Raw genomic sequence first — 22,962 nt, forward strand, 5'->3', positions numbered from 1 at the left:
GTACTTTAGGTCAGGGCGGGGGCGTCGGCCAGCGCCGCGAACTCAGCGCGCAGCTCGGCAATGCCAAGCCCTTTGGCAGCGCTCGTGGTAACGACCGACGAGATCGCCGCCGGCCGGCGCGCGATGGCATCGCCGATCTCCGCCAGGCGCTTGTCGCGCTCGGCGGCTTTGACCTTGTCGCCTTTCGTCAGCACGATCTGATAGGGCGCGGCGACCGCGTCCAGAAAGTCCATGGCTTCGATGTCGTTGGCCATCAGACCGCGCCGGGCGTCGATCAGCAGGGCGACGCGCCTGAGCGTCTGGCGGTTCTCCAGATAGAAACGAATGGTCTCGGCCCAGCGCGCCATGTCGGTCTTGCCGGCGCGGGCGTAGCCGTAACCCGGCAGGTCGACGAGCCGAAGCTGGGCGCCCAGATCGAAAAAGATCACCAGACGCGTGCGTCCCGGCGTTTGCGACGTCCGTGCCAGGTTCTTGCGCCGCGTCAAGGCGTTGATCAGCGACGACTTGCCGACATTGGAGCGGCCGGCGAAGGCGATCTCCGGCAGGCCCGGCGGCGGCAGTTCCGCGGGCACCGACGCGGCGGCCTCGAAGTCGCAAGGCCGTTCGAACAGCAGGCGGCCGCGTTCAAGCCTGGCATTGTCGTCGTTGCTATCGGTCATGGCCCGTCGCGGCCCGGTCCGTGGTTCAGGAAACGCCCATGCGCTTCATGATGAACCATTGCTGGGCAATCGACAGCAAGTTGTTCCACGTCCAGTAGATCACCAGCCCGGCCGGGAAGGTGTTGAAGATGAACAGGAAGAAGATCGGCATCAGCATGAAGATGCGGGCCTGCATGGGGTCAGGCGGCTGCGGGCTGATCTTTTGCTGCAGATACATGGTGCCGGCCATCAAAAGCGGCCAGGCGCCGATCGAGACGAGAGCCGGCAGGTAGTCCGGTGAGAAGGGCAAGAGGCCGAACAGGTTCAGGATCGATGTCGGGTCGGGTGCCGAGAGGTCGGAGATCCAGCCATAGAACGGTGCGTGACGCATTTCGATGGTGACGAACAGCACCTTATAGAGCGCGAAGAAGACGGGTATCTGAATCAAGATCGGCAGACAGCCGGAAGCCGGATTGACCTTCTCCTTCTTGTACATGGCCATCAGTTCCTGCTGCATCTTCTGCTTGTCGTCTTTGTAGCGCTCGCGCAGCCGCTTCATCTCCGGCGCCAGTTTGCGCATCTTGCTCATGGCCTTGTAGGACTTGTTGGCCAGCGGGAAGAAGATCAGCTTGATGACGACGGTCAGCAGCAGAATGGCAAGTCCGAAGTTGCCCAGCAGATCCTTGAAGAAAAGCAGGACGAAGAAGATCGGTTTGGTCAGGAAGTAGAACCAGCCGAAATCGACGGCGCGGTCGAACAACGGAATGTTGAGGGTCTCGGCATAAGCGTCGAGCAGGGTGACCACCTTGGCGCCGGCAAACAGGTGATCGGTGACCTCGGCCGACCCGCCGGCGGGGATCTGGATCCCCTCGCGCAGGAAATCGGCCTGATAGGTGTCGAGGTTGCCGAATTTGAGGTCGTGAACGAAGCGCCCGTCAAAGGACTGGGTTTGGTCCGGCACCAGCGCCGCCAGCCAGTACTTGTCGGTGATACCAATCCAGCCGCTGGTCGACTTGTAGTCAATCCTGCCGCCGTCTTCGTCGATCACGTCGTCATAGTCGATTTCGGTCAGGGTCTCGTCAAAAACGCCGATTAGGCCTTCATGCAGAATGTAAAAGCCCAGAGTCTCGGGCGTGCCGTATCGGTTGACCAGGCCATAGGGAAACAGCGTGACCTGGCTGCCGGAGTTGTTGGTCACCGACTGGGTGACGGTGAACATGTAATTCTCGTCCACCGATATAGCCCGCTGGAAGACAAGGCCTTCACCGTTGTCCCAGGTCAGGTTCAGCGGCGAACCCGGTGTCAGCTCCGTGTCGGAGGTCTGCCAGACCGTGTCGTTTGTTGGGACCTTGACGTTCTCGTCCTGGGCCAGCCAGCCGAACTCCGCCCAATAGGCGTCCGGGCCGCCAACCGGCGAGAACAACGTCACCTCCGGTGACGAGGGACTAACCGTCTCGCGGTACTTCCTCAGGGTCAGGTCGTCGAACTTGCCGCCGCTTAAGGAAACCGAACCGTGTAGGCTGGGCGTCTCGATCGTGATGCGCGCGCTTTCGGCGAGCGCTTCGTCGCGCGTCACCATCGTGTCCGGGTCGGGCGTCGTCACCGCCGGCAGCTCGGCTTCGCTCGTGTCCCCGGTCGTCGCCGTGCTGACATCTGGCAGAACGGCATCAGACTGTTCGGTCTGCGCCTCGGTCTGTTGCTGCTCTTCCAGCAGCGCCTGCTCGCGTTCCAGGCGCGGCAACTCATAGAAGAATTGATAGGCGAAGAACATCACCAGGATGATCGCCATGGCAATCCATACGTTCTTTTGATCCATGACGGCGGGTCCTAGCGCTTGGCCGGTGCTTTGGGCACCGGGTCATAACCATGGCCACCCCACGGGTGACAACGGGAAACTCGACGAAAGGCCAAAATGCCGCCGCGCCCGGGCCCGTGCAGGCGGACGGCATCCAGCGCGTATTCCGAGCAGGTCGGCAGGTAACGACAGGATACCGGCGTGAAGGGTGAGATGCCGTACTGGTAGAGCCGGACCAGTCCGATAATCAACCATGACGACAATCGCTTCACGCTCTTTCCCTCGACGTTCGATGGACGCGCTCCAGCGCCGTCGTCAGATCGTGGCGCAAGGCGTCAAAGGGCCGGGTCAGCATCGCCCGGCGGGCGATCATGACATAGTCCGTATGGGGCGCCGCCAGTGGGACCAGAACCTCTGTCGCCAGGGCCCTTAGTCGCCGGCGCGCCCGGTTTCGCGCCACCGCGTTGCCGACCTTGCGGCTTGCGGTGAAGCCGACCCGGCAGGCGCCATCGTCGGAATGGGCCGAATCGCGTGTCTTGGCCTGCAGAACGAGGCCAGGCGTAACAGCCTTGTTGCGGGCTGCCGCGACACGCAGAAAGTCGCTCCGCCGCTTGAGACGCGCAGGCCGGGGCGGCATAAAATCAGGCTGAGAGACGCTTGCGCCCTCTGGCGCGACGGCGAGAAAGCACCTTGCGGCCACCGACCGTTTTCATGCGCGACCGGAACCCGTGACGACGTTTCCGGACAAGCCGGCTTGGCTGGTAAGTCCGCTTCACCGTTGAGTCTCCACATACTTCTAGGGTTGAGTGGTTCGCCTACGCGAACAGCCGGCGCTGTATAGGTGTTGGGCCTGATCGTGTCAACGGCGCGCGGAGGGCCCCGGGTTGGAGCCATTTCGGCTGTTCCCAAGTGTTCACAAGCGCTTGACAGGGCCTTTCTCTTCGGCCGGCGCACCGCCATAAAGAGATGAGTACCACGCGGCATCCTCGCTGCGGTAGGTTCGTGACACGCTTGGGTGCCTGGTGAACGGTATGAGCGAGAAGACGGCGGTGGGGGCCGGCAAACGGTCTCCCCTTTGGAAGCGCCTTCTACCCTTGGCCTTTTTGGTCGCGGTGCTGATCGCCTTCTTCGCTACCGGACTCAACGACTACGCCACCTTCGATACATTGAAGGAAAACCGCGAAACGCTGCTCACGTTCGTGCGCGACTACTTCGTCATCGCGATCCTGATCTACGTCTTAGGCTACGCGTTCTTGACAGCCGCTTCGGTGCCGGTCGCGTCGCTGGTGACGATTGCCGGCGGATTTCTGTTCGGCAGCTATCTCGGCACATTCCTGACCGTGCTGGCAGCGACGATCGGCGCCACCGTGCTGTTCCTCTTGGCGCGCACCGCCTTCGGTGAAGCGCTGCAAGAGCGCGTCGGACCCTATATCCGCCGCATGGAAGAGGGGTTTCAGGAAGACCAGGTCAACTACATGCTGTTCCTGCGTCTGGTGCCGGTCTTCCCATTCTGGGTCGTCAATCTGGCGCCCGCCTTTCTGGGCGTGTCGACGCGGGTCTTCGCGATCACGACCTTCATCGGCATCATCCCCGGCACGGCGGTCTTCACGATTGTCGGGTCCGGGTTGGGCTCGGTGTTCGACCGTGGCGAGTCATTCTCGATCGACAGTGTTCTGACCCCGGAGATTTTGGCGGCCCTGGCGGGGCTTGGTATTCTCGCCCTGGTGCCGATCGTGGTGAAGAAGCTGAGAAAACGGCGGGCCGCATCGTCGCAATAGCGGCGCGCCAATCGAGGGGGCGGCGAGGGCGTGGTCCTGGCAAGTTTAATGGAGGAAACCTGCTATGAACTGGAAGACGAGCGGAATCGCCGCTGGACTGGCTGCCGCGGGCCTGGCTCTTGGACTGACGGCCCATGCGGCAGAAGAGCCGACCGTCATCGAGCTGACCCAGACGGGCTGTCAGTTTGTAGAGTCAGAGAACAGTATCGATCGTGGCTTCGCGCCGACCGAAAAGGCCGACTGCGAAGCGATCAACAGCGAATCCGGCGAACAGCGACTCTCAGAGGCCGAGCCTCTTCGGCTCAGCCCCGGCAGTTACGTTTTTCGCGTCACCAACGAAGACGTGCCCTACATGCTGGGTTTCTATTTGAGAGCCGAGAGTGTGATCGAACGTCCTTTCCTGCCGTCGACGTCGGGCGGTGGCCTGCATGAGGGCGTGACCCAGGACTACGCAATCGAGTTGGAGGAGGGCGAGTACGTTTATTCATGCCCGCTGAACACCACACCCGATTACGTCCTGATCGTCGAATAGGCGACGGGGTCCAGGTGGATTTGTTCGAGGTGGTCGAACATGAGCGGTGACCGCTATGATGTTTGCGTGATCGGCGCGGGGTCCGGCGGTTTGTCGGTCGCCTATGGCGCCAGTCACATGGGCGCGAAGGTCGCACTGATCGAGCGCGACCGCATGGGTGGCGACTGCCTGAATTTCGGCTGTGTACCATCGAAGGCGCTGCTGGCCGCGGGGCATGCGGCCGACGTCGTGCGCGATCCCGAAGCGTTCGGTGTGGCCGGCCATGAACCGGAGGTCACGTTCACAAGGGTGCGCGATCACATCAAGGACGTCATCGCGACCATCGCGCCCAACGACTCCGTCGAGCGCTATGAAGGTTTCGGCGTTCACGTCGTGACGGACCACGCGCGATTTGTCGGACAGGACGAGATCGAGGCCGGCGGTGAGCGCCTGAGGGCGCGCCGCTTTGTCATCGCCACCGGCAGCCGCGCCATGGTGCCGCCGATACCCGGTCTCGACACCGTGCCCTTCATGACCAACGAGACGGTATTCGATAATGGTGAGCGGCCCCAGCACTTGATCGTCATCGGCGGCGGACCGATCGGCTGTGAGCTCGCGCAAGCGCACCGGCACCTGGGCTCAGACGTCACGGTGGTCGAGATGTTCTCGATCCTGCCGAAGGACGATGCCGACCTTGTCGATGTTGTTCGCCAGCGCCTGATCGAAGACGGCGTCAACCTGGTCGAGGGCGCGAAGGTACAGTCGGTTGCGATGCATGACGGCCAGATCCGCGTCACGGTCGAGCGTGATGGCGCGGAAGAGCATGTCGACGGCAGCCATCTTCTGGTCGCCGCCGGGCGCCGGCCCAACATCGAAGACATGGACCTTGAAAAAGCCGGTGTTGCCGTTGAGCGAACCGGCATCACCGTCGATCAGCGCCTGAGAACATCGAACAAGAAAATCTACGCCATCGGCGATTGCGCGGGCGGGTTTCAGTTCACCCATGTCGCCAACTATCACGCGGGGATCGTCATCCGGAACGCGCTGCTGCGCCTGCCGGCGAAGGTCAACTACAAAGCGCTTCCGTGGGTTACCTATACTGATCCCGAACTGGCCCATGTCGGCATAAGTGAAGAGCAGGCACGCCGCGAGCACGGCGACAGCTTGCGCGTCCTGACCTTTCCCTATCACGAAAACGACCGCGCCATTGCCGAGCGTGAGACGACCGGCATGGTCAAGGCGGTCGTGTCCAAGAAAGGCAAGATCCTGGGCGCAACCATCGTCGGCGCCCATGCTGGCGAGATCATTCATCCCTGGGTTCTGGCGATCAGCAGTGGGCTTAAAATCGGCGCCATGGCGCAGATGATCGCGCCCTATCCGACAATGGGAGAGATCAACAAACGTGCGGCCGGCAGCTTTTACACGCCGAGCGTCTTCGGCCCGCGCATGAAGGCCGTCGTGCGGTTCCTGGGCCGCTTCGGCTGACGTGATTCCCAAACGTGGCCCCGATGGGCCGTGATGGCGTACACTGGCGCATGGCCAAGTCCAACATAGAGATGCCGGGATTGTGGCGCGGGCTGTCGGCGCGGTTGATCGTGCTGACCGTGACCTTCGTCATGCTGGCCGAGATTTTGATCTTCGTGCCGTCGGTCTCGCGCTATCGGCTGAACTACCTGCAGCAGCATCTGGATGCGGCCTATCAGGCCAGCCTGGTCGTTCAGGCCGCGCCTAACGGCGTGGTCTCCACGGACCTTGCCTATGAGCTGCTCGACTACGTCGGCGTGAATTCGATCGCGTTGAAGATGGAGCACGCGTCCTATTTGATGCTGGGCCGGCCACCGACGACCGTGAACAGCTATGATCTGGATAGCGCCAGTGTGTTCCAACTGATCACGGATGCGTTGGCGGCAATGGCGGCGCCCGAGGATGGGCCGATACGTGTCTATGGCTCGCCGACACGTGTTGACGGCGTGACCGTTCAGGTCACGCTCGATCCCGACGACCTGCATCAGGCGGTGTTGGAGTTCGGCACCCGTATTCTCGTGCTCTCCATCTTGATTTCCTTCATCACCGCGGGCCTCGTCTTCCTGGCGCTGCAGCGCCTGATGGTGAGGCCGATTCAGCGCATGACCGAGGACCTGATCGCGTTTCGCGAAGCGCCGGAGGATGTGACACGCGGCATCGAAGTCTCGAACCGAAATGACGAGATCGGCATTGCCCAGCGTGAGCTGGCGGAAATGGAGCGCGGGCTGCGCGCGGCGCTGCGTCAACGCGCGCGGCTCGCGGCCGTCGGGTCGGCGGTCAGCAAGATCAGCCACGATCTCCGCAACATTCTGGCGACGGCGGCGCTTGTGTCCGATCGGCTGGGCAGTTCGGAGGACCCGCAGGTTCGCCGCCAGGCGCCGCTGGTCCTGGATGCGATCGATCGTGCCGTCAAGCTGTGCCAGGATACGCTCAGGTTCGCCCGCGCTGATGAACCGGATCTCGACATTCGGCGTTTCGAGTTGGCGCCGCTGGTCGACGAGGTCATCGCGTCTCTCGGCACCGCGCCCGAGCAGGCGATAACCTGCCACAACGACATCGACGCGTCTGTTGTGGTGCAGGCCGACCGCGATCAGCTGTTCCGCGTCATCATGAATCTCACCCGCAATGCGGTCGACGCGATGGCGCACCATGGCGGTGAGTTGACGATATCCGCGTCCCGCGGCGACACCACCACAACCATCGATGTCGCCGACAGCGGTCCGGGCATTCCCGATCGCATCAAGAGCCGATTGTTCGAGGCGTTTTCCGGTGGCGCAGGCGGTACCGGCCTGGGCCTTGCCATCGCGCGCGAACTCATGCGCGCCCATGGCGGCGATCTGGTGCTGCTGACCACCGGACCGACCGGCAGCACGTTCCGGATGACGCTGCCTAGTCGAGACGCAGGCAGAAGAACTTCAGATAGGTCGACTCGGGAAGCGCGGGATGGATCGGATGATCAGGACTTGCGCCAGAGCGCCTGACGACCCGCCCTTCGCGCCCTGAATCTCGCAGACCCAGCTTAATCTGTTCCAGGAGAAGATCCTCCGATACGTGATGAGAGCAGCTAGCGATCGCCAACCACCCGTCCGTGTCGACGAGGCGCGCGGCGAGGCGCGTCAGCTTGCGGTAACCTCTCGCCCCGGACTTCAGGTCCTTCTTCGTGCGCACGAAGGCCGGGGGGTCACAGATCACGATATCGAAACGCTCGCCGCGGTCGCGCCGCGCTTCCAGGTCGCCGAAAGCATCGCCCTGAGCGAATGTGCAAATCGTCGTGACGTTGTTTTTGTCCGCGGCGCGCCGGGCCAGATCCAACGCGGCCTCGGCGCGGTCGACCATGGTCACCGCGCGGGCGCCCGACCCGGCGGCGGCAAGACCGAACCCGCCGGTGTGGGCGTAGACATCCAGCACGCTCTGGTCTCGCGCCAAGCCTGCCATGAAGCGGCGGTTGTCCCGTTGGTCGAAGAACCAACCGGTCTTTTGACCAGCGGTGGGATCGGCAAGGTAGTGACAGTCGTTTTCGATGATGCTGATCGGCCCCTCAGATAGGTCGCCGATCACCTCGATCCGCTCCTCGAGTCCTTCCAAGTGTCGAACGGGACTATCGGCACGAACGACAATGGCGCGGGGCGATAGGCAGTCCTGGATGGCCGCAATCACTTCACCGCTCATGCGGTCCATGCCGGCGCTGTTGGGCTGCATAACGACGACATCGCCCAACCGGTCGACGATCAGACCGGGCAGACCATCGGCCTCGGCGTGGATCAGGCGGTAATAGGGTTCGGCAAAGAGTGCCTCGCGCATCGCCAAGGCCGACTGGAGCCGTTCGGCGAGGAAGGTTCTGTCGATCGTTACGTTGATGTCGCGGATCAAGAATCGCGCGGCGATCAGGGAGTGCGTGTTGAACATGGCGACGCCGAGGGCTTCGCCGCTATCGGTCATGACACGCACTAGACTGCCGGGCGCAAGCGCCTTGGCATCCTGATCCATGACGATCTCGTTCGAATAGACCCACGGGTGGCCGCTCTGGGCGCGCCGTCCAATGCGTGGCGACAGCTTGATCGGCGGATAGACGGCGTTCAACGGCTTGCTCACTTGTCTGCTATGCTGGCGGCGCTGACATAACAGGTGGGATCGGGGATGGACATCGATTTTGGGCGTACGGCCGACGACTACGGGACTCACCGCGCGGGGTTCCCCGATCGTTTCTTCGATCGCGTCATCGCCGGCGGCCTGGTCCAGCCCGGTCACGAGTTGCTCGACCTTGGCACCGGTACCGGCAGCCTGGCGCGCGGCTTCGCCCATCGTGGGTGTGGCGTCACCGGCCTTGATCCTTCGCGCGAGCTGCTCGCCGAGGCGGCGCGCCTAGCCGGTGAGACGGGGCTTGAGGTAACGTGGGTCGAGGGAACGGCGGAAGAGGCGGGGCTCGACGGCGATGCGTTCGACGTAGTGACCGCCGGCCAATGCTGGCATTGGTTCGACAGGCCGAGAGCGGCGGAGGAAGTGTGCCGCCTGTTACGCCCTGGCGGCCGTGTCATCATCGCCCACTTCGATTGGATCCCGCTGACCGGCAACCTGGTCGCGGCGACGGAAGGCCTGATCGAAAAACACAATCCCGCCTGGGCCTACGGCGGCCACACTGGCATTAATCGCGAGTGGCTAACCGATCTGGCCCTTGCCGGTTTCACGGACTTGGAAACGGCGTCGTTCGACCACATGCAGCGCTATAGCCACGCTGCATGGCGCGGACGGATCCGGGCGAGCGCCGGGGTCGCAGCGAGCCTGTCGCCTGAGGAAGTCGAAGCCTTCGACCGTGAACTCGCCACGCTGCTGGCCCGGGATTTCCCCGATGACCCGCTTATCGCCCACCATCGTGTTTGGTGGGTGACCGCCGTGGCGCCTGGCTGATTACTGGCCGAGCGCGGTACCTTCGCGGCGCGGATCGGCGCCGCCATAGATGACGCCGTCGACAATGTGGAAGCCGTGCAGTCCGGTCGTGTGCACGCGAAGCGATACGTCATGGCCCATGTCTTCGAGGTCGTCCTGCAAGTCTGCGAGTGATGTGCCGTCTTCCAGTTCGGTGGTGCCGTTACGGTTGACGTGGTGCGGCAACTCGATCGCGGCTTGAATGTCGAGGCCCCAGTCGAGATTGGCGATCACGGTTTTTGCGACATAGGCAATGATACGTGATCCGCCGACCGTACCGACCGCCATCACCAGGCGGCCTTCCTGATCCAGCACGATCATCGGTGCCATGGACGAGCGCGGACGTTTGCCTGGTTCGACACGATTGGCGACGAGCTGACCGTCGATCTCCGGTACGAAGGAGAAGTCGGTCAGTTCGTTGTTCAACATGAAACCATCGACCATCAGACGGCTGCCAAACGCCTGTTCGATGCTGGTGGTCATGGAAACGGCGTTGCCGTCGCGGTCGACAATGCTGACATGGCTGGTGGAATAGCCGACTGATGCGTCGGGGTCGGGTGCCAAGAAACTGTGATCGCTATCCGGCGGCGTACCCGCTTCTGCCTCGCCCATACTTGATCCCGGATCGATCAGCGTGGCGCGCTCGGCAAGATAGTCCTTGTCGAGCAGGCCCGCGATCGGCACGGCAACGAAGTCGTTATCGCCGATGTAGAGGTTCCGGTCGGCATAGGCGAGGCGACTTGCCTCCGAGACCATATGGACCGCCTCAAGCGAAGCCGGCTCGACTGACTGGATCTCATGGTTTTCTAGCAACAGGAGGATCTGCAACACGGTAATCCCGCCGGAACTGGGCGGTCCCATGCCGCAGATCTTCCAGACCCGATAGGGCGCACAGACCGGCGGACGTTCCTTGGCTTGATAGGCGGCAAAGTCGTCCAGGGCGAGAAGACCCGGATTGACGGATGCGCCTTCGACCATGGCGACGATGCTCTCGGCGATCGGGCCTTCGTAGAACGCATCGGCGCCGCCTTCGGCGATCTGGCGCAAGGTCGCCGCATAATCCGGGTTAACCAGCCGGGTGCCCACCGGTTTTCGCTCACCGTTATGGTCGAAATAGAAGTTGAAGAAGGTCGGAAATCGCTCGGGCTCCTCGACCCAATCCAGCACCTCGTGGAGACGCGGCGACATGGTGAATCCGTTCTCGGCAAGCCCGATGGCCGGCTCGAACAAGTCCGCCCACGGCAGCTTCCCGTGACGTGCGTGAACCATCTCGAGCATTTTGACGACACCAGGCGTGCCAACCGGCAGGCCGCCTTCCGATGCTGTCGTCCACGACATCGGTTCGCCGTCCGGTTCAAGGAACAGAGCGGGAGTGGCTGCCAATGGCGCGGTCTCGCGGCCATCGAACGATGTCACCGTCCGCTCGTCGGCGTCATAGAACAACAGGAACGCGCCACCGCCGATGCCCGACGATTGTGGTTCGACCAGGCCCAGCACCATCTGGGCCGCGATCGCCGCATCGACCGCGCTGCCGCCGGCAACGATCATGTCACGCGCGGCCTTGGTCGCCAGAGGATTGGCCGTCGAGGCCATGAAGTCCTCGGAGACGACCGGGCCGGCGGCCCAACTGTCATGGCGTCCGAACGGCAGGACGAACAAACCTATCAGTGCTAACGCGACCAACAAACGCATGACCAAACTCCAGGGTCCGCAAGGACGGGCGAAGCGGCTATTCTTTGGGCCAGGCGATTGATTGGCAAGACATGTGACAGGCGGAGGGCAGGGGCGTTGTTCCTAGGAATCGTGATTTCCATCGTTCTGGTACTGATTACGATCGGCATCCATTTCGAGTTCCTGCGGCAGATGCCGAACATCGCCGAGAAGATCAACGTGCGACCGCGGCTGAGAATTTTGATCGTCATGGTCGGCGCGTTCGTGGCGCACACCCTGGAGATCTACTTCTTCGCGCTTGGCTACTGGCTGCTCGACTCGATCTATCCGCCCGAGCTGTTCGACGGCGTCTTTGACGGCGAGTTCATGGACTATGTCTATTTCTCCGCGGCGTCCTATACCTCGCTTGGTGTCGGCGATATCTGGCCCCTGGGCCCGGTTCGCATCATCAGCGGTTCGGAGGCGCTTACTGGCCTGATCATGATCGCCTGGACCGCCTCCTTCACCTACCTGATGATGGGTCGATACTGGCACCAGAAGTAGAAATTCCGAAAAAGCGGCTTACCGAGGAGGAACCATGGCGCGTCCAGGTTCACGCAACCTGATCACCGATGTCGACGGCATCAAGGTCGGCAGCGCGGAGGATCACGATGCGCGCAGCGGCGTCACCGTGGTTCTGCCGGACGCCCGCACGACTTGTGCGGTCGACGTGCGTGGCGGCGCGCCGGGTACCCGCGAGACCGAAGCGCTCGACCCGACATGCCTGGTCGACGCCGTCGACGCGGTCGTCTTAAGTGGCGGATCGGCGTTCGGCCTCGACGCGGCATCCGGCGTCATGAGCTGGCTTGCCCAGGCCGGCCGGGGCTTTGAGGTGGGCGGCATGACGGTCCCCATCGTGCCGGCGGCGATCCTGTTCGATCTGTTGAACGGCGGCGACAAGAGCTGGGTTGCCGAGCCGCCCTATCGCGCGCTTGGCCATCGGGCAGCCCAGAACGCCTGTGAGTCGTTCGATCTGGGCAATGCGGGGGCGGGACTGGGCGCGTCTGCCGGTACGCTGAAGGGCGGCCTGGGCAGTGCATCCGCCGTCTCAAACGACGGCCTTCAGGTCGCCGCCTTGGTCGCGGTGAACTGCGTCGGTTCCGCTGTCATACCCGACACCGGCACGCTGTGGGCCTGGCCGTTTGAACAACAGCGCGAGATGGGCGGCCAGAAACCGCCGACGTTTGATGGCGACCTAGCGTTGGCGGAGGCCATGCCCGGCCTACCGGGCGAGAACACCACAATCGGCGTCGTCGCCTGCAACGCCCGGCTATCCAAGGCCCAGGCCGAACGCGTGGCGATCATGACCCATGACGGTTATGCGCGTGCCATCCGTCCGGTTCACACACCCTTCGACGGCGACACGGTCTTCTCGCTCGCCACGGCAACGTGGGGCCCCGATGCGGTTGAATCGGACCTTGTCATGCGTATCGGTGGTCTTGCCGCGGACTGCATGACGCGGGCCGTCGGACGCGCCATTTGGCATGCCGAAAGTCTGGGTGACCTGAAAAGCTATCGCGACACGCATGCCGGTGCGGACTAAACTCGGCGCGAAGGGGGTGCCATGCCGACTGTGCTTGTGACCGGCGCCAGCCGGGGATTGGGGCTTGAGTTCGTCCGCCAATACGCCGAGTCCGGCTGGACGGTTCATGCCGGCGCCCGCGACCCCGATACCGCCCCCTTGTTGCAGGAGGCAGCCACGCTTGGCGACGTCCATTGCCATCATCTCGACGTCGCTGACCGCGATCAGATCGCCGCGTTGGCCGACTCGCTGATCGGACAGCCGGTCGACCTCCTGATCAACAACGCCGGGCTATGGGCCGGCGAAGACGAGGCTTACGGTCGTGTCACCGACGACCTGTGGATGGAGGAGTTTCGCGTCCATGTCTTCGGCACGATGGCGATGTGCGAAGCCTTCGTCGACAACGTAGCGGCGAGCGACAGGAAGCAGATCGTGAACATCTCCAGCGGCAACGGCAGCCTGGCCTGGGATGCCAATGTCAGCGACTACGCCTACAACACCAGCAAGGCGGCGTTGAACATGATCACCCGCAGCATGGCGGTCGACCTCGCCGACCGTGGCATCATTGTCGTCGCCTATTCGCCCGGTTTTGTTGCCACCGATATGTCAGGGCCTGACGCGGATCTGACGCCCGTGGAGAGCATAGGTGCCCTGCGGCAGTTGATTGAGGCCCTGACCCCCGCCGACACCGGAACGTTTCGCCGCTACAACGGCGAGACTATTCCCTGGTAGCCGCCGATGAGCAAAACAACCGTTCTCGTGACAGGCGCCAACCGCGGCATCGGCGAGGCTTTCGTGCGCCATTATGCGGACGCCGGCTGCCGGGTTCACGCCTGTTGCCGCGCGCCTGATCGCGCGTCGGCGCTGCGCGACACCGCCAAGACCTGCGATGTCGTGGTGCACCGGCTCGACGTTACCGACATGGCCTCGATCCACGACCTGGCAGCCGCAATCGACGACGAGCCGATCGACATCCTGATCAACAATGCCGGCATCGCCGGCGCCGAGCCCCAGAGTTTCGGCCACATGGACTATGACGATTGGGCGTTGGTGCTGCGCACCAACGTCATCGGTCCCTATCGTGTCGCCGAGGCCCTGGCGGACCGGGTCGCGGCGAGCGACATGAAGCGCATTGCCAACATCTCCAGCGGCATGGCGAGCCTGGCCGACAATCTGTCCGGTGGCAGTTACGCCTACCGTTCGTCCAAGGCGGCGTTGAACATGGTCGTGGTCAATCTGGCGCGCGACCTTGCCGATCGTGGCATATCCGTGATTGCGCTCTGTCCAGGATGGATCGTCACGGACATGGGCGGCCCGGACGCCGAGCTAAGCGCCGATGAGAGCATTGCTGGCATGAGCCGGGTGATCGCCGGCGCCGACCTCGCGCATTCCGGTCGTTTCTACCATCACACAGGCCCCGAATTCCCCTGGTAGGGGAGCTGTTTGGTAACAACCGACGCCAGCCCACTCCCCCACCCGGCCACCTCGCGGATGCTGCCATGGGTGGCCTCGGCGAAAACGCCTCTCGGCGTTTTGCCCCGGAGGTGGGGGAGTGGGCTGGTGATGCCGCTAGATCGCAACTACACCTGAACGTCGGGCACCGGGAACAGCGAGCAGCCGTTGATACGCCAGCTGCCGTCAGCCTGTTGCTCCATGGTGTAGACGGCCAGGAATGATTCGCCGGTCTGGCCGGTGACGACGACCTCCTGGATGGTCGTTTCACCGATCTTGCGCGGCGCTTCGAAGCTGGCGTCGATCGAGCGGTAGACGGCGGGGTAGCCAGTCCTGACCATTTCCATGAAGATCTCGACCGACTGGAACTTGTCCTGGATCCCCGGCGCGGCGTAACCGAATGCCTCGTTGCCGTCGTCGCGCTTGAAGGCGTCAAGTTGGCGTTCGATGACGTCGCGGATCGCCAGGGCGTCGTCGCCGCTGACCTCCTGATCGGCCTGAGCCGGCAAAACGACCAAGACGGCCGCGACAAATGAGAGAAGAAGTCGTTTCATGATGCCCCTCCGAAGCAGCATGCAGCAGGCGTCACAAGCCGCCCACAACATACCTACGCAACAGGGACCCGCGCCGATCACCGGCACGTGAACCGTCAGCGAACGTAGATGCGCACCTGATTGACGTCGGCATCGCCGGCGGTGACTGCCGAGAGCGTCAGGCGGTCGGCCGGCAGACCCATTTCCGAGAGCGTGCGCAGAACATCTTCCGCGTTACGCTTCACTGCGCTGCTGTTGAGCGCGACCTCGCCGGCCGAACCGGCGGCCGGTGCCACGGCGACCAGATCGAACAGCGCGCCCGGCTTGCGCTCCAGCGCGGCGCTGACGGCCTGATAGAGCGCGTCCTGGTAGGCGACGTCGTCCTCGGCGAAGCGGATCACGACCAGCGGCTCGCGGGTCGCCAGCGCGACCTCGCTGGTCAGCGCCGCGGGCGCCTGGAGCGTGCCCAACTGATCCAGCGCCGGTCCATAGAGGCGGCCGCTGTTGATCGCCTGGGCCAGTTGCGTCAGGCGGCGGCGTTCGGCATTGACATAGACGGTCTGGCGTTCGACCAGCGAGTTCAGATCGTTCAGCGTGCGCTCGACTGTGACGATCGTGCGGTTGTTTTCGTCTTCCAGGACGCCGAGCTGGCGATGGTCTTCCTCGACCGCGCCGGACAGTCGGAACGTCGCGTCGATGGCGTCGGAGATATAGCTGGTCAGTGCCGCGTTCGAGGCGACCGCGCTGTTCAGCGTGTTGAAGATTGCGACATCGTTGGCGACCTGATCCAGCTGCGCCTGGGCGGCGTTGTACTGGCTGACCAGCACCGGGTTGCCGGGCGTCGTGCCGATCTGCAGGCGCGCGGTGATCGCGGCGACCGTCGCGTAGTAGCGCTGGGCGTTCTGCTCGGCGATGACGCGCTGGTTCTCATAGCTGTTGCGGTTCTGGCGCACCGAGGACTTGAGCTGCTCCAGTTCGCCGGCCAGTTCGCGGACCTTCTGGCCGACGAAGGTGCCGGTGTTGCCGAACGCGGTCTCGTCGATCTGCGTCTCGGTCACGCTGCCCATCGGCTCGACGGTAATGGTTTCGTCGCTATAGAGAACGACGCTCTCGCCGTCGGCCAGCTCGCCCTGCTGCGCCTCGGTCTCTCCGGCAGGGTCTTCGCCGGTCAGGGTCGGGAACAGGACGGAGTCGGCGGTCTCGCAACCGGCGAGCAGAAGCACGGCCCCAAAGAGCCCGATCCAACGGTGCGAGAAAGTCATCAGACGCGGCCTATCGCTTTGACAAGTATGGTAAAAATGCTGATCCCCCCGGATCGGCTCAAACCCCGAATGCCGATCCCCTAATGCGCCGGATACTACGCGACGGCCAATGCGCCTACAAGGTTGAATTCCCTGGCATTTCAACCAGTGCTTGGGGCTTGCGGGCGGGCGCTGGTTCGACTAGGTTCCGGCCTCCGGCGAGACGGGCAGGCCGCCCGCCGCCATGCGGTGCACCCCTAGCTCAACTGGATAGAGCACCTGACTACGGATCAGGAGGTTGGGGGTTCGAATCCTCCGGGGTGCGCCATTTTTCAAGATCAGTCCGCAACAAGACGTGCTGCCATCGGGGATGTGGGCCCTTTTGGCGCCATCAAAGTTGGGCGCATCGGCCGAAGGTTGGTCATCGGCGTCGGTGACTGAACCCGAGCCTTTGGTCATCGGATTTACTCTCGTTCCTCAGCCACGTTGGTGTTGGCGATTGTCTCTTTCAGGGAGTCGCGTTCTTTCTTCGTGGCGCCTTCATGGGACAAGAGATCTCTTTGGACCTCCTTCAGTTCCGGTCGCGATTCTGCCTTGTCCAGTTCTCCCCCATCCTCATTGTTCAGGCCTGACAGTCGCCCATTGATTTCCTTCTTCAGCGTGGAGATATCCATCAGGCGGACGGCGATGCAGCGGTTGAGTTCGGCCAAGTCCTCCTGGGCCACGGGGGTGCCGGCGGTGTTGCAGTCGCGCAACCGCCGGTGCTCAGCCTTGCAATAGTCGAGCGCGTCCTGCATCTGGGCCAGCGACAACCGCAGGACATCATTGGACCATTGGGCGACCTGCGCCGCCTCATACGGCACGTACGGATCGTATCCCCCGTTTCCGAGTTCCATGACCTCCTCGCCGGACGAGTTATCGACAAGCCCAAGATACGTATCATCGGTGGGAAACAAGCCATCGACATCGATCAGGTCGCATTGCTGGGCCCGACCGGCCGTCGGCATGCAAAGCGTCAGAAGTACCGTCAATGTGGCCACGCCACCCCATGTTCTAAGCACTACGTCATCTCCGTTTTTCAGGTGTCAGCATAGCTCTCTTGGCGAGAACGCCAAAGCCGACCTGCGACGCCGCCGGCCTGGGCGTGTTGCTCGGCGGGCAGGGTGTGCAGCATGGCCTTGCGCGACGGTCCGAACATGGCCGGCGCGAAGCAACTGATGACGAGCAGCGCGGGGAGCATGACCCAATAGCTTGGGATATCCGCCCTCGATCACCGCCCATTGTGATCGCAGGGATGCAATCCAATCACGGAAAGACCGTCGTGTTCCGGCGCATCATTGGCAACTCATTGCTAACGTCTCGGTTGGGTCAGCTCGGCCGCGCTATGCACGGGCGGTACCGGACCACGCAGCAACCACAGAGCAAGCAACGTTCCGGCAATCGCGCCGGCAGCGGCGACCAGCATCGTGCTGTCGAAGGCATTGTCCTGCAGGTCCCGCAGTGCTGTTGACAGGGCGGTTCCAGCTTCCGGGGTCAGTCCTGCAATCAGTTCTTGTATCTGGCTTGGTGTGCCATGCGTCAAAGCGTTTGCCAGGTGCTCGTGTTGGGTGGACCCATCTGGTAGGGCGGCAACAACACCCGACAGACCGGTACGTATCGCAATGGCCGATGCTAGGCCGCCGAGGACGGCGCCGAGAGTCCCGCCGAAGTAAAAGAAGGTGTTGATAACACCCGAACCCTCACCAACGTGTTCCTCTGGCAAAAGCCGAAGCCCGAGTCGTGGAAGCAGCGAGTAACACATTCCGGCGCCAACCCCGACAATGACCAGTTTCCACCATAGGTCAGCGAAGCTTGTCGAATTGGATGTTAGGGCCAGCAGCAGAAAGCCAATGGTCATTGCCGCCATGCCAAAACCCAAAGGCCATTGAAAACTGTAGGGCGCGAGAAAGCGGGGCGCAGCGAGCGAGACGATAAACATGCTGACGCTTAGCGGCAAAACGGCAAGACCGGCTTCAATTGCCGAGTAGCCGGCGGCATCTGGTGATTGAATGAAGACGTTGAAGAACACGAAGAAACAAAACAGGCTGAACCCGGCCAGGAACATGCCCAATGCCGACATCAGATAACGCGGTTGACCGAAGTAACGCAGTTCGACAAGCGGGCTTTTGTTTCGGCGAGACGTGACCACCAGCGCAACAAGGGCAACCGCAGATACGACCAACGGCAGCAAGGTCATCCAACTACCCCAGCCAAGACTCTTGCTGTTGCTGAGAGAAAAAGAAAGAGGACCCAGAAGCAGTATCAGAGCCAATGCGCTTGCATAATCAAACTTTGCCCCTGCCGTGCGCGTGTCAGGAACGTATTTCTGCCTTCTGACACGCAGTCCAATGACAAAGGCGATGGACAGAAGGACAATGTCGGTCGCAAAGACGCCACGCCAGCTCAAATAGTTCGCAAACGCACCACCCACAATCGGACCAATACTTATGGCGAGCCCGACCACGGCTCCCCAAAAGCCCATTACTGCCGCACGCTGCTCTTCCGGGGTTGCGGCATTCAAAACGACAAGGGAAGTTCCCAAGAGGGCGGCCGCCCCAACACCCTGCACACAGCGCCCTGCAAGCAGCAATGTTGCATCTTGCGAGAACAGGACTATTGCTGAACCAAGGACAAAGACAGCCATGCCAAACAAGAAGACGTCCATCTTGCCCGTGATGTCACCAAGGCGGCTCAGGATCGAAACCAGTGTGGCGCCAGTCACGGTATAGATAGCCAGGACCCATTGGAGCTCGGTCGGAGTCAGATCAAAATCTGCCTTTAGATTTGGCATAATCGTTGTGACGGCCGTCGTATTGAACCCCACTACCATCATGCAGATCGCGGTCATGGTCAGAACCACGCGAACGCCGCTCGTTTCCGATGTTTCAGGATTCTTTGCAGAAGACATCTGTTTGGTTCGACTCCGTTTTACCTGCCTCCCCAAAACGGGACCGTTTTGAGCTGCAGTTTTCTGTTTATGATCCTGATTGTGGAGTAAGGAGGATTCCAACGCTCTTGGAAGCTTTGGATTTCGCCATCCTCGTATCCATCCAAATCAATGGGGTTCACCTTACCAACATGTCCGGATCTCCGGGACCACTTCACTTTCGATAGTTCAATTGATTTGCGACTAATGCAACCTCGCGCAGCATTGGATCTTGGAGAGGTTGATGCATCTGATTTTGATCAGGAACGGCGAGATCAGGCATCAGAAATGGTGTGGGGTGATTTGATCGGAAGTGTTCCCAAAACAGCGGATTTCGTCGTTGCTGGCGGTGATGCGGCATTCAAAAGTACTCTCGTAGATCAAAATGTCTTGTCAGGTCGCATCGACGGTTCACGCTTGGGCGTCAGCGATCGCTACCAAGATCTCGCACTCATTTGCGCGATGTCTGACCTTTGGGGACCCCATTGGAAGAACACCTCCTGCGGGTACATGGTATGCACCTGCTGGACTGGTTCCGACTACTGGGCAGTCCCTTGCATGTGCGCGCTGCACCATCACCGGTCAGCAACAGAGCCAAACTGTATAGCTCCTTGTTGAGGTGCGTGACCTGACGGCACGAAGCCGTGCTCGAGGGATAGGCCGTCCGGATCGTCGCCATGCCTTGCGGCGGGCCTCAATCCAGCCACCGATAGGCCGTGAAGCACAGCGCTGCCAGGATGATCGCCATGAGTGCGAAGATCGGCCAGGTGAGGCCGGTCATGGAGAGCAGGACGCTACCGATGCTGATCGCGAGCGTGCTGCCGAGCATTTGCGCGGTCACGCTGACGCCGCCGGCCTGGGCGTGTTGCTCGGCGGGCAGGGTGTGCAGCATGGCCTTGCGCGACGGTCCGAACATGGCCGGCGCGAAGCAACTGATGACGAGCAGCGCGGGGAGCATGACCCAATAGCTTGGGATATCCGCGCCGAGCGCCAGCCAGGCGGTCGAGATGCCGATCGCCGCGATGCCAGAGAGCATGACGCGACGCGCGCCGAACCGGTCCGCGTAGCGTCCGACAAGCACCGTTGACAACGGCAGCAGGGCGACGGCGGGCAATAGCGCGAGGCCGGCATAGAGCGGTGAGAAGCCCAGGCCGTCGCGTAAGAAAAGCGCGAGGTAAATCGAGGTGCCGACGCGCCGGTACTGCGCCATCGCGAGCGTCATTAGGGAGACTGCCGCCGCCTTGTCGCGGAAGAGTGTGAGGTCGATCAGCGGCGCGCGCGATTTCAGTTCGACAACGACAAAACAAACACCCGCCACGACCGCGACGGCAATGAGACAGATGATGGTGGGCGAAAGCCATCCCCATGACGGCCCCTGCATCAGCGCGATCGACAACGCCGCCACGGAGAGTGTCAGGGTGAGCGTGCCGGCCGGGTCGAGCCGAAGTGGCTTGCGCGCATAGGGCGCCGTGCCTTGCGGCAAACGCAAACCCACGAGGCAGAGCAGCGCAATGGGCACGGTGATCCAGAAGACCCAGCGCCACGAGAGATATTCGGTCAGCAGGCCGCCGGCGATCGGGCCGATCAGAATGAGCACCGTCACCAGCGAAGAGAAGATACCGAACGCGCGCCCGCGCTCGTTATCGGCGAACACCCTTCCGATCAGGACGACGGAGAGGGTGAAGATAAGCGCCGAGCCGATGCCCTGCACGGCCCGGATGGCGATCAGCCAGCCGATGGTGGGTGCGAAACCCGCGGCCACCGAGGTGACCAGGAAGATCACGATGCCAAGGCGCCACAGACGCTCGGGCGGCACAATGTCGGCCAGCCTGCCGCAGGCGGCGACCAGACTGGCCATGACCACCAGGTAGGCGTTGACCACCCAGTGGGTGGCGGCCGGCGTGGTCTGAAAGTCCTCGCGCAGCGTCGGCAGGACGACGCCCAGCGAGGTCTCGTCGAACGCGGTGAGCCCGGCCGAGAGGCCGATCAGCGCGACAAACACCACCTTGTTGGCGGCAAGGCGCGCGTCGCTCATCGTGGCGGCGGAACTGGCGGGTCCGAGGACATCGTTCAGGAGGTCAAACCGCGCAGTGTCTCGATCAACGCAGGCGATGTATCGGTGTGGTGATGCACCATCTTCCAGCCGTCGTCCCGGCGGCGGTAAACGTTCGTCACGCGATACTCGACCGGCACCCGTTGGCCGGCGAGTTCGAGGTGGCCGCGTTCGACGCCGACCTCATACGCCATGTCACCGCCGACCTCGATTATCTGATCGTGGATCGTGTTGTCGCCGCCGGTCGCGCGTGCCGCGATCATCGCGAAGGCGTCGCGCACGGCCTGCCAGCCGACCTCGCGCCCGCCGAACGGGCGTAAGCTCGTCACGGTCGGCCCGTGGTCCCAGACGGCGGCCATCGGGCCACTATCGCCGTTGAACAGGCTGTTGAGGGCCGCATAGAACTGGCGGGACGCTTCGCGAACTTCGTCTTCGGCTGTCACGGAATGCCTCCTTTTCCGTTCTGGTCGCATTCGATGGTGAACCAGGCGGCGACGAAGGCAAGGAAGATCATCGCGGCGGTGATAGCGAAGATCAGGGGGAAGCTCCCGGTCATGGCGAGCAGCGTACCGCAAATTGCCATGCCGGCAGTACCGCCCACCTGCTGGATGCCGCGCGCGACGCCGCCGGCCAGACCGCGCTGTTCCGCCGTGACCGCGTTCATCACCGCGCGCAAAGGCGGTGTGAAGAAGAAGACGCCGGTCCCGCTCAAGATAATGAGCGGCGGCAGAAGGTAGAGATAGGAGACGCCGTCCGCGACTAGAGCGAACCAGACGAAGGCGAGGCCTGAGAGTGCCAAGCCCCACAGCGTCGGGCGTCGGGTGCCGTAGCGATCGGCGATAATGCCGGCGAGCGGCGCCGATGGCGGTCCGAGCGCCACGGCGGCCAGCAGCACGGCACCGGCGCCCAGCGGGCTCATGTCCAGGACGTCCTGGAGGTAGAGCGAGCCGAAGACGAAGACCGAGAGCTTGACGAACTGGCCGGTGAAAATCACCACGGCAGAGCCGGAAAACGTCTTGTTGCGAAACAATTCCATGTTGACCAGGGGATCGGCGACGCGGCGCTCGACAGCGACAAAGGCGATCAGGATGAGGATGCCGGCCGCGAGCATGATGAGGACCCTAATGTCGCTCCAACCCCAGTCCGGCCCCTGCATGACGCCTCCGACAAGTGTCGCCATGCCGGCGATGAGCACGACAAGTCCGATGGTGTCAAAGCGCGGAGGCTTGGCCTCGCGCTTCGCTTCCCGCCATACCACGGCGATGATCGAACCGATGGCGGCGACGAACGGCAGGTTGATCCAGAAGATCCAGCGCCACGACAGCACCTCCGTCAACAAGCCGCCGACGAAGGGTCCGGCCGCGATGAAGAAGGTTGCGACCAAGGAGACGAAACCGAGCGCCTTGCCGCGCTCTTCGGCGGGAAACACCGCGCTGATAATCGCGAGCGCGAGCGGAAAGATAATCGCCGCGCCAATGCCTTGCACGGCGCGCGCGGCGAGGATCCACGTGCCCGATGTCGCGAAGCCGCAGGCGAACGAGCCCAGGCCAAAGATGGCGGCGCCGATAAGAAAGAGCGTGCGGATGCCGACGATGTCGGACAGACGGCCGGCGCCGACAATCAGGCTAGCGAACACCAGCAGATAGGCGTTGACCACCCAGTGAGAGGCGACCTGGCTCATGGCGAGGTCGTCGCGGATCGACGGCAGCGCGACGCCGACCACCGTCTCGTCGAGCACCGTTAGCCCCAACACGCCGCCGACGGCGAGCAGGATCCACCAGCGGTGTCGCTCGAGGTCGGTGGTCGTCATGACGTTG

Annotated in this window: 24 protein-coding genes and 1 tRNA gene; 10 read left to right on the forward strand and 15 right to left on the reverse strand. The window is 62.7% G+C overall.

Annotation, left to right across the window (positions count from 1 at the left end; translation table 11 throughout):
- Positions 1-5: 5 nt before the first annotated feature.
- Genes yihA through rpmH form a run of 5 tightly spaced genes read right to left on the reverse strand, consistent with a single transcriptional unit; the run spans position 6 to position 3,209 of the window.
- On the reverse strand, positions 6-659 hold the full coding sequence (gene yihA, locus AAF563_07745; GenBank protein MEM7121150.1) for a ribosome biogenesis GTP-binding protein YihA/YsxC: 654 nt from the start codon (positions 657-659) through the stop codon (positions 6-8).
- 25 nt (positions 660-684) lie between these two features.
- Positions 685-2,454 carry a membrane protein insertase YidC gene (yidC, locus tag AAF563_07750; protein ID MEM7121151.1) on the reverse strand — a complete coding sequence of 590 codons (1,770 nt, stop codon included), beginning with the start codon at positions 2,452-2,454 and terminating at the stop codon, positions 685-687.
- Positions 2,455-2,465: 11 nt separating this feature from the next.
- Entirely contained in the window at positions 2,466-2,705 is a 240-nt protein-coding gene (gene yidD / locus AAF563_07755; protein MEM7121152.1) for a membrane protein insertion efficiency factor YidD, read from the reverse strand.
- Positions 2,702-3,070 carry a ribonuclease P protein component gene (rnpA, locus tag AAF563_07760; protein MEM7121153.1) on the reverse strand — a complete coding sequence of 123 codons (369 nt, stop codon included), beginning with the start codon at positions 3,068-3,070 and terminating at the stop codon, positions 2,702-2,704. Before rnpA ends, yidD begins: the two co-directional genes overlap by 4 nt.
- Before the next feature lie 4 nt (positions 3,071-3,074).
- Positions 3,075-3,209: a 50S ribosomal protein L34 gene (gene rpmH / locus AAF563_07765; GenBank protein ID MEM7121154.1), complete on the reverse strand. Its 135-nt coding sequence runs from the start codon at positions 3,207-3,209 to the stop codon at positions 3,075-3,077.
- A 255-nt stretch (positions 3,210-3,464) separates the two neighbouring features.
- Here rpmH and AAF563_07770 point away from each other — a divergent pair, with 255 nt between their 5' ends.
- The 4 genes from AAF563_07770 to AAF563_07785 all read left to right on the forward strand — a co-directional run bounded on the left by AAF563_07770 (position 3,465) and on the right by AAF563_07785 (position 7,727).
- Positions 3,465-4,211 carry a TVP38/TMEM64 family protein gene (locus tag AAF563_07770; protein ID MEM7121155.1) on the forward strand — a complete coding sequence of 249 codons (747 nt, stop codon included), beginning with the start codon at positions 3,465-3,467 and terminating at the stop codon, positions 4,209-4,211.
- 64 nt (positions 4,212-4,275) lie between these two features.
- Positions 4,276-4,743 (forward strand): hypothetical protein, encoded by a 468-nt coding sequence (locus AAF563_07775; protein ID MEM7121156.1) that lies wholly within the window; start codon positions 4,276-4,278, stop codon positions 4,741-4,743.
- A 39-nt stretch (positions 4,744-4,782) separates the two neighbouring features.
- The gene (locus tag AAF563_07780) at positions 4,783-6,207 is read left to right on the forward strand and encodes a mercuric reductase (protein ID MEM7121157.1); all 1,425 of its coding nucleotides are present in this window, start codon (positions 4,783-4,785) and stop codon (positions 6,205-6,207) included.
- A gap of 50 nt (positions 6,208-6,257) precedes the next feature.
- Positions 6,258-7,727: a HAMP domain-containing sensor histidine kinase gene (locus AAF563_07785; GenBank protein ID MEM7121158.1), complete on the forward strand. Its 1,470-nt coding sequence runs from the start codon at positions 6,258-6,260 to the stop codon at positions 7,725-7,727.
- On the opposite strand, the gene AAF563_07790 is transcribed toward AAF563_07785, so the two are convergent.
- Complete coding sequence (locus AAF563_07790; protein MEM7121159.1) at positions 7,636-8,838, reverse strand: class I SAM-dependent rRNA methyltransferase; 1,203 nt, start codon at positions 8,836-8,838, stop codon at positions 7,636-7,638. The two genes, AAF563_07785 and AAF563_07790, sit on opposite strands and share 92 nt — an antisense overlap.
- A gap of 45 nt (positions 8,839-8,883) precedes the next feature.
- Between AAF563_07790 and AAF563_07795 the strand changes: the two genes are divergently transcribed.
- A complete protein-coding gene (locus AAF563_07795; protein ID MEM7121160.1) occupies positions 8,884-9,651 on the forward strand; it encodes a methyltransferase domain-containing protein in 768 nt (255 codons plus the stop codon).
- On the opposite strand, the gene ggt is transcribed toward AAF563_07795, so the two are convergent.
- Complete coding sequence (gene ggt / locus AAF563_07800; protein MEM7121161.1) at positions 9,652-11,361, reverse strand: gamma-glutamyltransferase; 1,710 nt, start codon at positions 11,359-11,361, stop codon at positions 9,652-9,654.
- A gap of 96 nt (positions 11,362-11,457) precedes the next feature.
- On the opposite strand from ggt, the gene AAF563_07805 reads away from it, so the two are divergent.
- From AAF563_07805 to AAF563_07820, 4 genes are read left to right on the forward strand one after another with little or no spacing between them, the layout of a single operon-like run.
- A complete protein-coding gene (locus AAF563_07805; GenBank protein ID MEM7121162.1) occupies positions 11,458-11,883 on the forward strand; it encodes an ion channel in 426 nt (141 codons plus the stop codon).
- 34 nt (positions 11,884-11,917) lie between these two features.
- Entirely contained in the window at positions 11,918-12,922 is a 1,005-nt protein-coding gene (locus tag AAF563_07810) for a P1 family peptidase (GenBank protein MEM7121163.1), read from the forward strand.
- A 21-nt stretch (positions 12,923-12,943) separates the two neighbouring features.
- Entirely contained in the window at positions 12,944-13,633 is a 690-nt protein-coding gene (locus tag AAF563_07815) for an SDR family oxidoreductase (GenBank protein ID MEM7121164.1), read from the forward strand.
- A 6-nt stretch (positions 13,634-13,639) separates the two neighbouring features.
- Entirely contained in the window at positions 13,640-14,335 is a 696-nt protein-coding gene (locus AAF563_07820) for an SDR family oxidoreductase (protein ID MEM7121165.1), read from the forward strand.
- A gap of 146 nt (positions 14,336-14,481) precedes the next feature.
- Here AAF563_07820 and AAF563_07825 read toward each other — a convergent pair whose 3' ends face one another.
- Together AAF563_07825 and AAF563_07830 are read right to left on the reverse strand one after the other, a co-directional pair.
- Entirely contained in the window at positions 14,482-14,907 is a 426-nt protein-coding gene (locus tag AAF563_07825; GenBank protein ID MEM7121166.1) for a DUF4864 domain-containing protein, read from the reverse strand.
- 95 nt (positions 14,908-15,002) lie between these two features.
- Entirely contained in the window at positions 15,003-16,148 is a 1,146-nt protein-coding gene (locus AAF563_07830) for a hypothetical protein (protein MEM7121167.1), read from the reverse strand.
- 230 nt (positions 16,149-16,378) lie between these two features.
- Here AAF563_07830 and AAF563_07835 point away from each other — a divergent pair.
- A tRNA-Arg gene (locus AAF563_07835) sits at positions 16,379-16,455 on the forward strand.
- Positions 16,456-16,591: 136 nt separating this feature from the next.
- Here AAF563_07835 and AAF563_07840 read toward each other — a convergent pair.
- The 6 genes from AAF563_07840 to AAF563_07865 form a co-directional block, all read right to left on the reverse strand.
- Entirely contained in the window at positions 16,592-17,167 is a 576-nt protein-coding gene (locus tag AAF563_07840) for a hypothetical protein (GenBank protein ID MEM7121168.1), read from the reverse strand.
- 38 nt (positions 17,168-17,205) lie between these two features.
- Positions 17,206-17,367 (reverse strand): hypothetical protein, encoded by a 162-nt coding sequence (locus tag AAF563_07845; GenBank protein ID MEM7121169.1) that lies wholly within the window; start codon positions 17,365-17,367, stop codon positions 17,206-17,208.
- A 111-nt stretch (positions 17,368-17,478) separates the two neighbouring features.
- Positions 17,479-19,074, reverse strand: a complete 1,596-nt coding sequence (locus AAF563_07850; GenBank protein MEM7121170.1) for an MFS transporter — start codon at positions 19,072-19,074, stop codon at positions 17,479-17,481.
- 712 nt (positions 19,075-19,786) lie between these two features.
- Positions 19,787-21,127 carry an MFS transporter gene (locus tag AAF563_07855; GenBank protein ID MEM7121171.1) on the reverse strand — a complete coding sequence of 447 codons (1,341 nt, stop codon included), beginning with the start codon at positions 21,125-21,127 and terminating at the stop codon, positions 19,787-19,789.
- Between the two features lie 35 nt (positions 21,128-21,162).
- Positions 21,163-21,588 (reverse strand): nuclear transport factor 2 family protein, encoded by a 426-nt coding sequence (locus tag AAF563_07860; protein ID MEM7121172.1) that lies wholly within the window; start codon positions 21,586-21,588, stop codon positions 21,163-21,165.
- Positions 21,585-22,955: a DHA2 family efflux MFS transporter permease subunit gene (locus AAF563_07865; GenBank protein ID MEM7121173.1), complete on the reverse strand. Its 1,371-nt coding sequence runs from the start codon at positions 22,953-22,955 to the stop codon at positions 21,585-21,587. Before AAF563_07865 ends, AAF563_07860 begins: the two co-directional genes overlap by 4 nt.
- Between the last annotated feature and the right edge of the window lie 7 nt (positions 22,956-22,962).

Source organism: Pseudomonadota bacterium (assembly GCA_039028155.1).
GTDB lineage: Bacteria > Pseudomonadota > Alphaproteobacteria > SP197 > SP197 > JANQGO01.

Coding starts and splice junctions, on each gene's coding strand:
- yihA (MEM7121150.1), bottom strand. CDS start 659: ATGACCGATAGCAACGACGACAATGCCAGGCTTGAACGCGGCCGCCTG.
- yidC (MEM7121151.1), bottom strand. CDS start 2,454: ATGGATCAAAAGAACGTATGGATTGCCATGGCGATCATCCTGGTGATG.
- rnpA (MEM7121153.1), bottom strand. CDS start 3,070: ATGCCGCCCCGGCCTGCGCGTCTCAAGCGGCGGAGCGACTTTCTGCGT.
- AAF563_07770 (MEM7121155.1), top strand. CDS start 3,465: ATGAGCGAGAAGACGGCGGTGGGGGCCGGCAAACGGTCTCCCCTTTGG.
- AAF563_07775 (MEM7121156.1), top strand. CDS start 4,276: ATGAACTGGAAGACGAGCGGAATCGCCGCTGGACTGGCTGCCGCGGGC.
- AAF563_07780 (MEM7121157.1), top strand. CDS start 4,783: ATGAGCGGTGACCGCTATGATGTTTGCGTGATCGGCGCGGGGTCCGGC.
- AAF563_07785 (MEM7121158.1), top strand. CDS start 6,258: ATGGCCAAGTCCAACATAGAGATGCCGGGATTGTGGCGCGGGCTGTCG.
- AAF563_07795 (MEM7121160.1), top strand. CDS start 8,884: ATGGACATCGATTTTGGGCGTACGGCCGACGACTACGGGACTCACCGC.
- ggt (MEM7121161.1), bottom strand. CDS start 11,361: ATGCGTTTGTTGGTCGCGTTAGCACTGATAGGTTTGTTCGTCCTGCCG.
- AAF563_07810 (MEM7121163.1), top strand. CDS start 11,918: ATGGCGCGTCCAGGTTCACGCAACCTGATCACCGATGTCGACGGCATC.
- AAF563_07815 (MEM7121164.1), top strand. CDS start 12,944: ATGCCGACTGTGCTTGTGACCGGCGCCAGCCGGGGATTGGGGCTTGAG.
- AAF563_07820 (MEM7121165.1), top strand. CDS start 13,640: ATGAGCAAAACAACCGTTCTCGTGACAGGCGCCAACCGCGGCATCGGC.
- AAF563_07825 (MEM7121166.1), bottom strand. CDS start 14,907: ATGAAACGACTTCTTCTCTCATTTGTCGCGGCCGTCTTGGTCGTTTTG.
- AAF563_07830 (MEM7121167.1), bottom strand. CDS start 16,148: ATGACTTTCTCGCACCGTTGGATCGGGCTCTTTGGGGCCGTGCTTCTG.
- AAF563_07845 (MEM7121169.1), bottom strand. CDS start 17,367: ATGCTCCCCGCGCTGCTCGTCATCAGTTGCTTCGCGCCGGCCATGTTC.
- AAF563_07850 (MEM7121170.1), bottom strand. CDS start 19,074: ATGTCTTCTGCAAAGAATCCTGAAACATCGGAAACGAGCGGCGTTCGC.
- AAF563_07855 (MEM7121171.1), bottom strand. CDS start 21,127: ATGAGCGACGCGCGCCTTGCCGCCAACAAGGTGGTGTTTGTCGCGCTG.
- AAF563_07865 (MEM7121173.1), bottom strand. CDS start 22,955: ATGACGACCACCGACCTCGAGCGACACCGCTGGTGGATCCTGCTCGCC.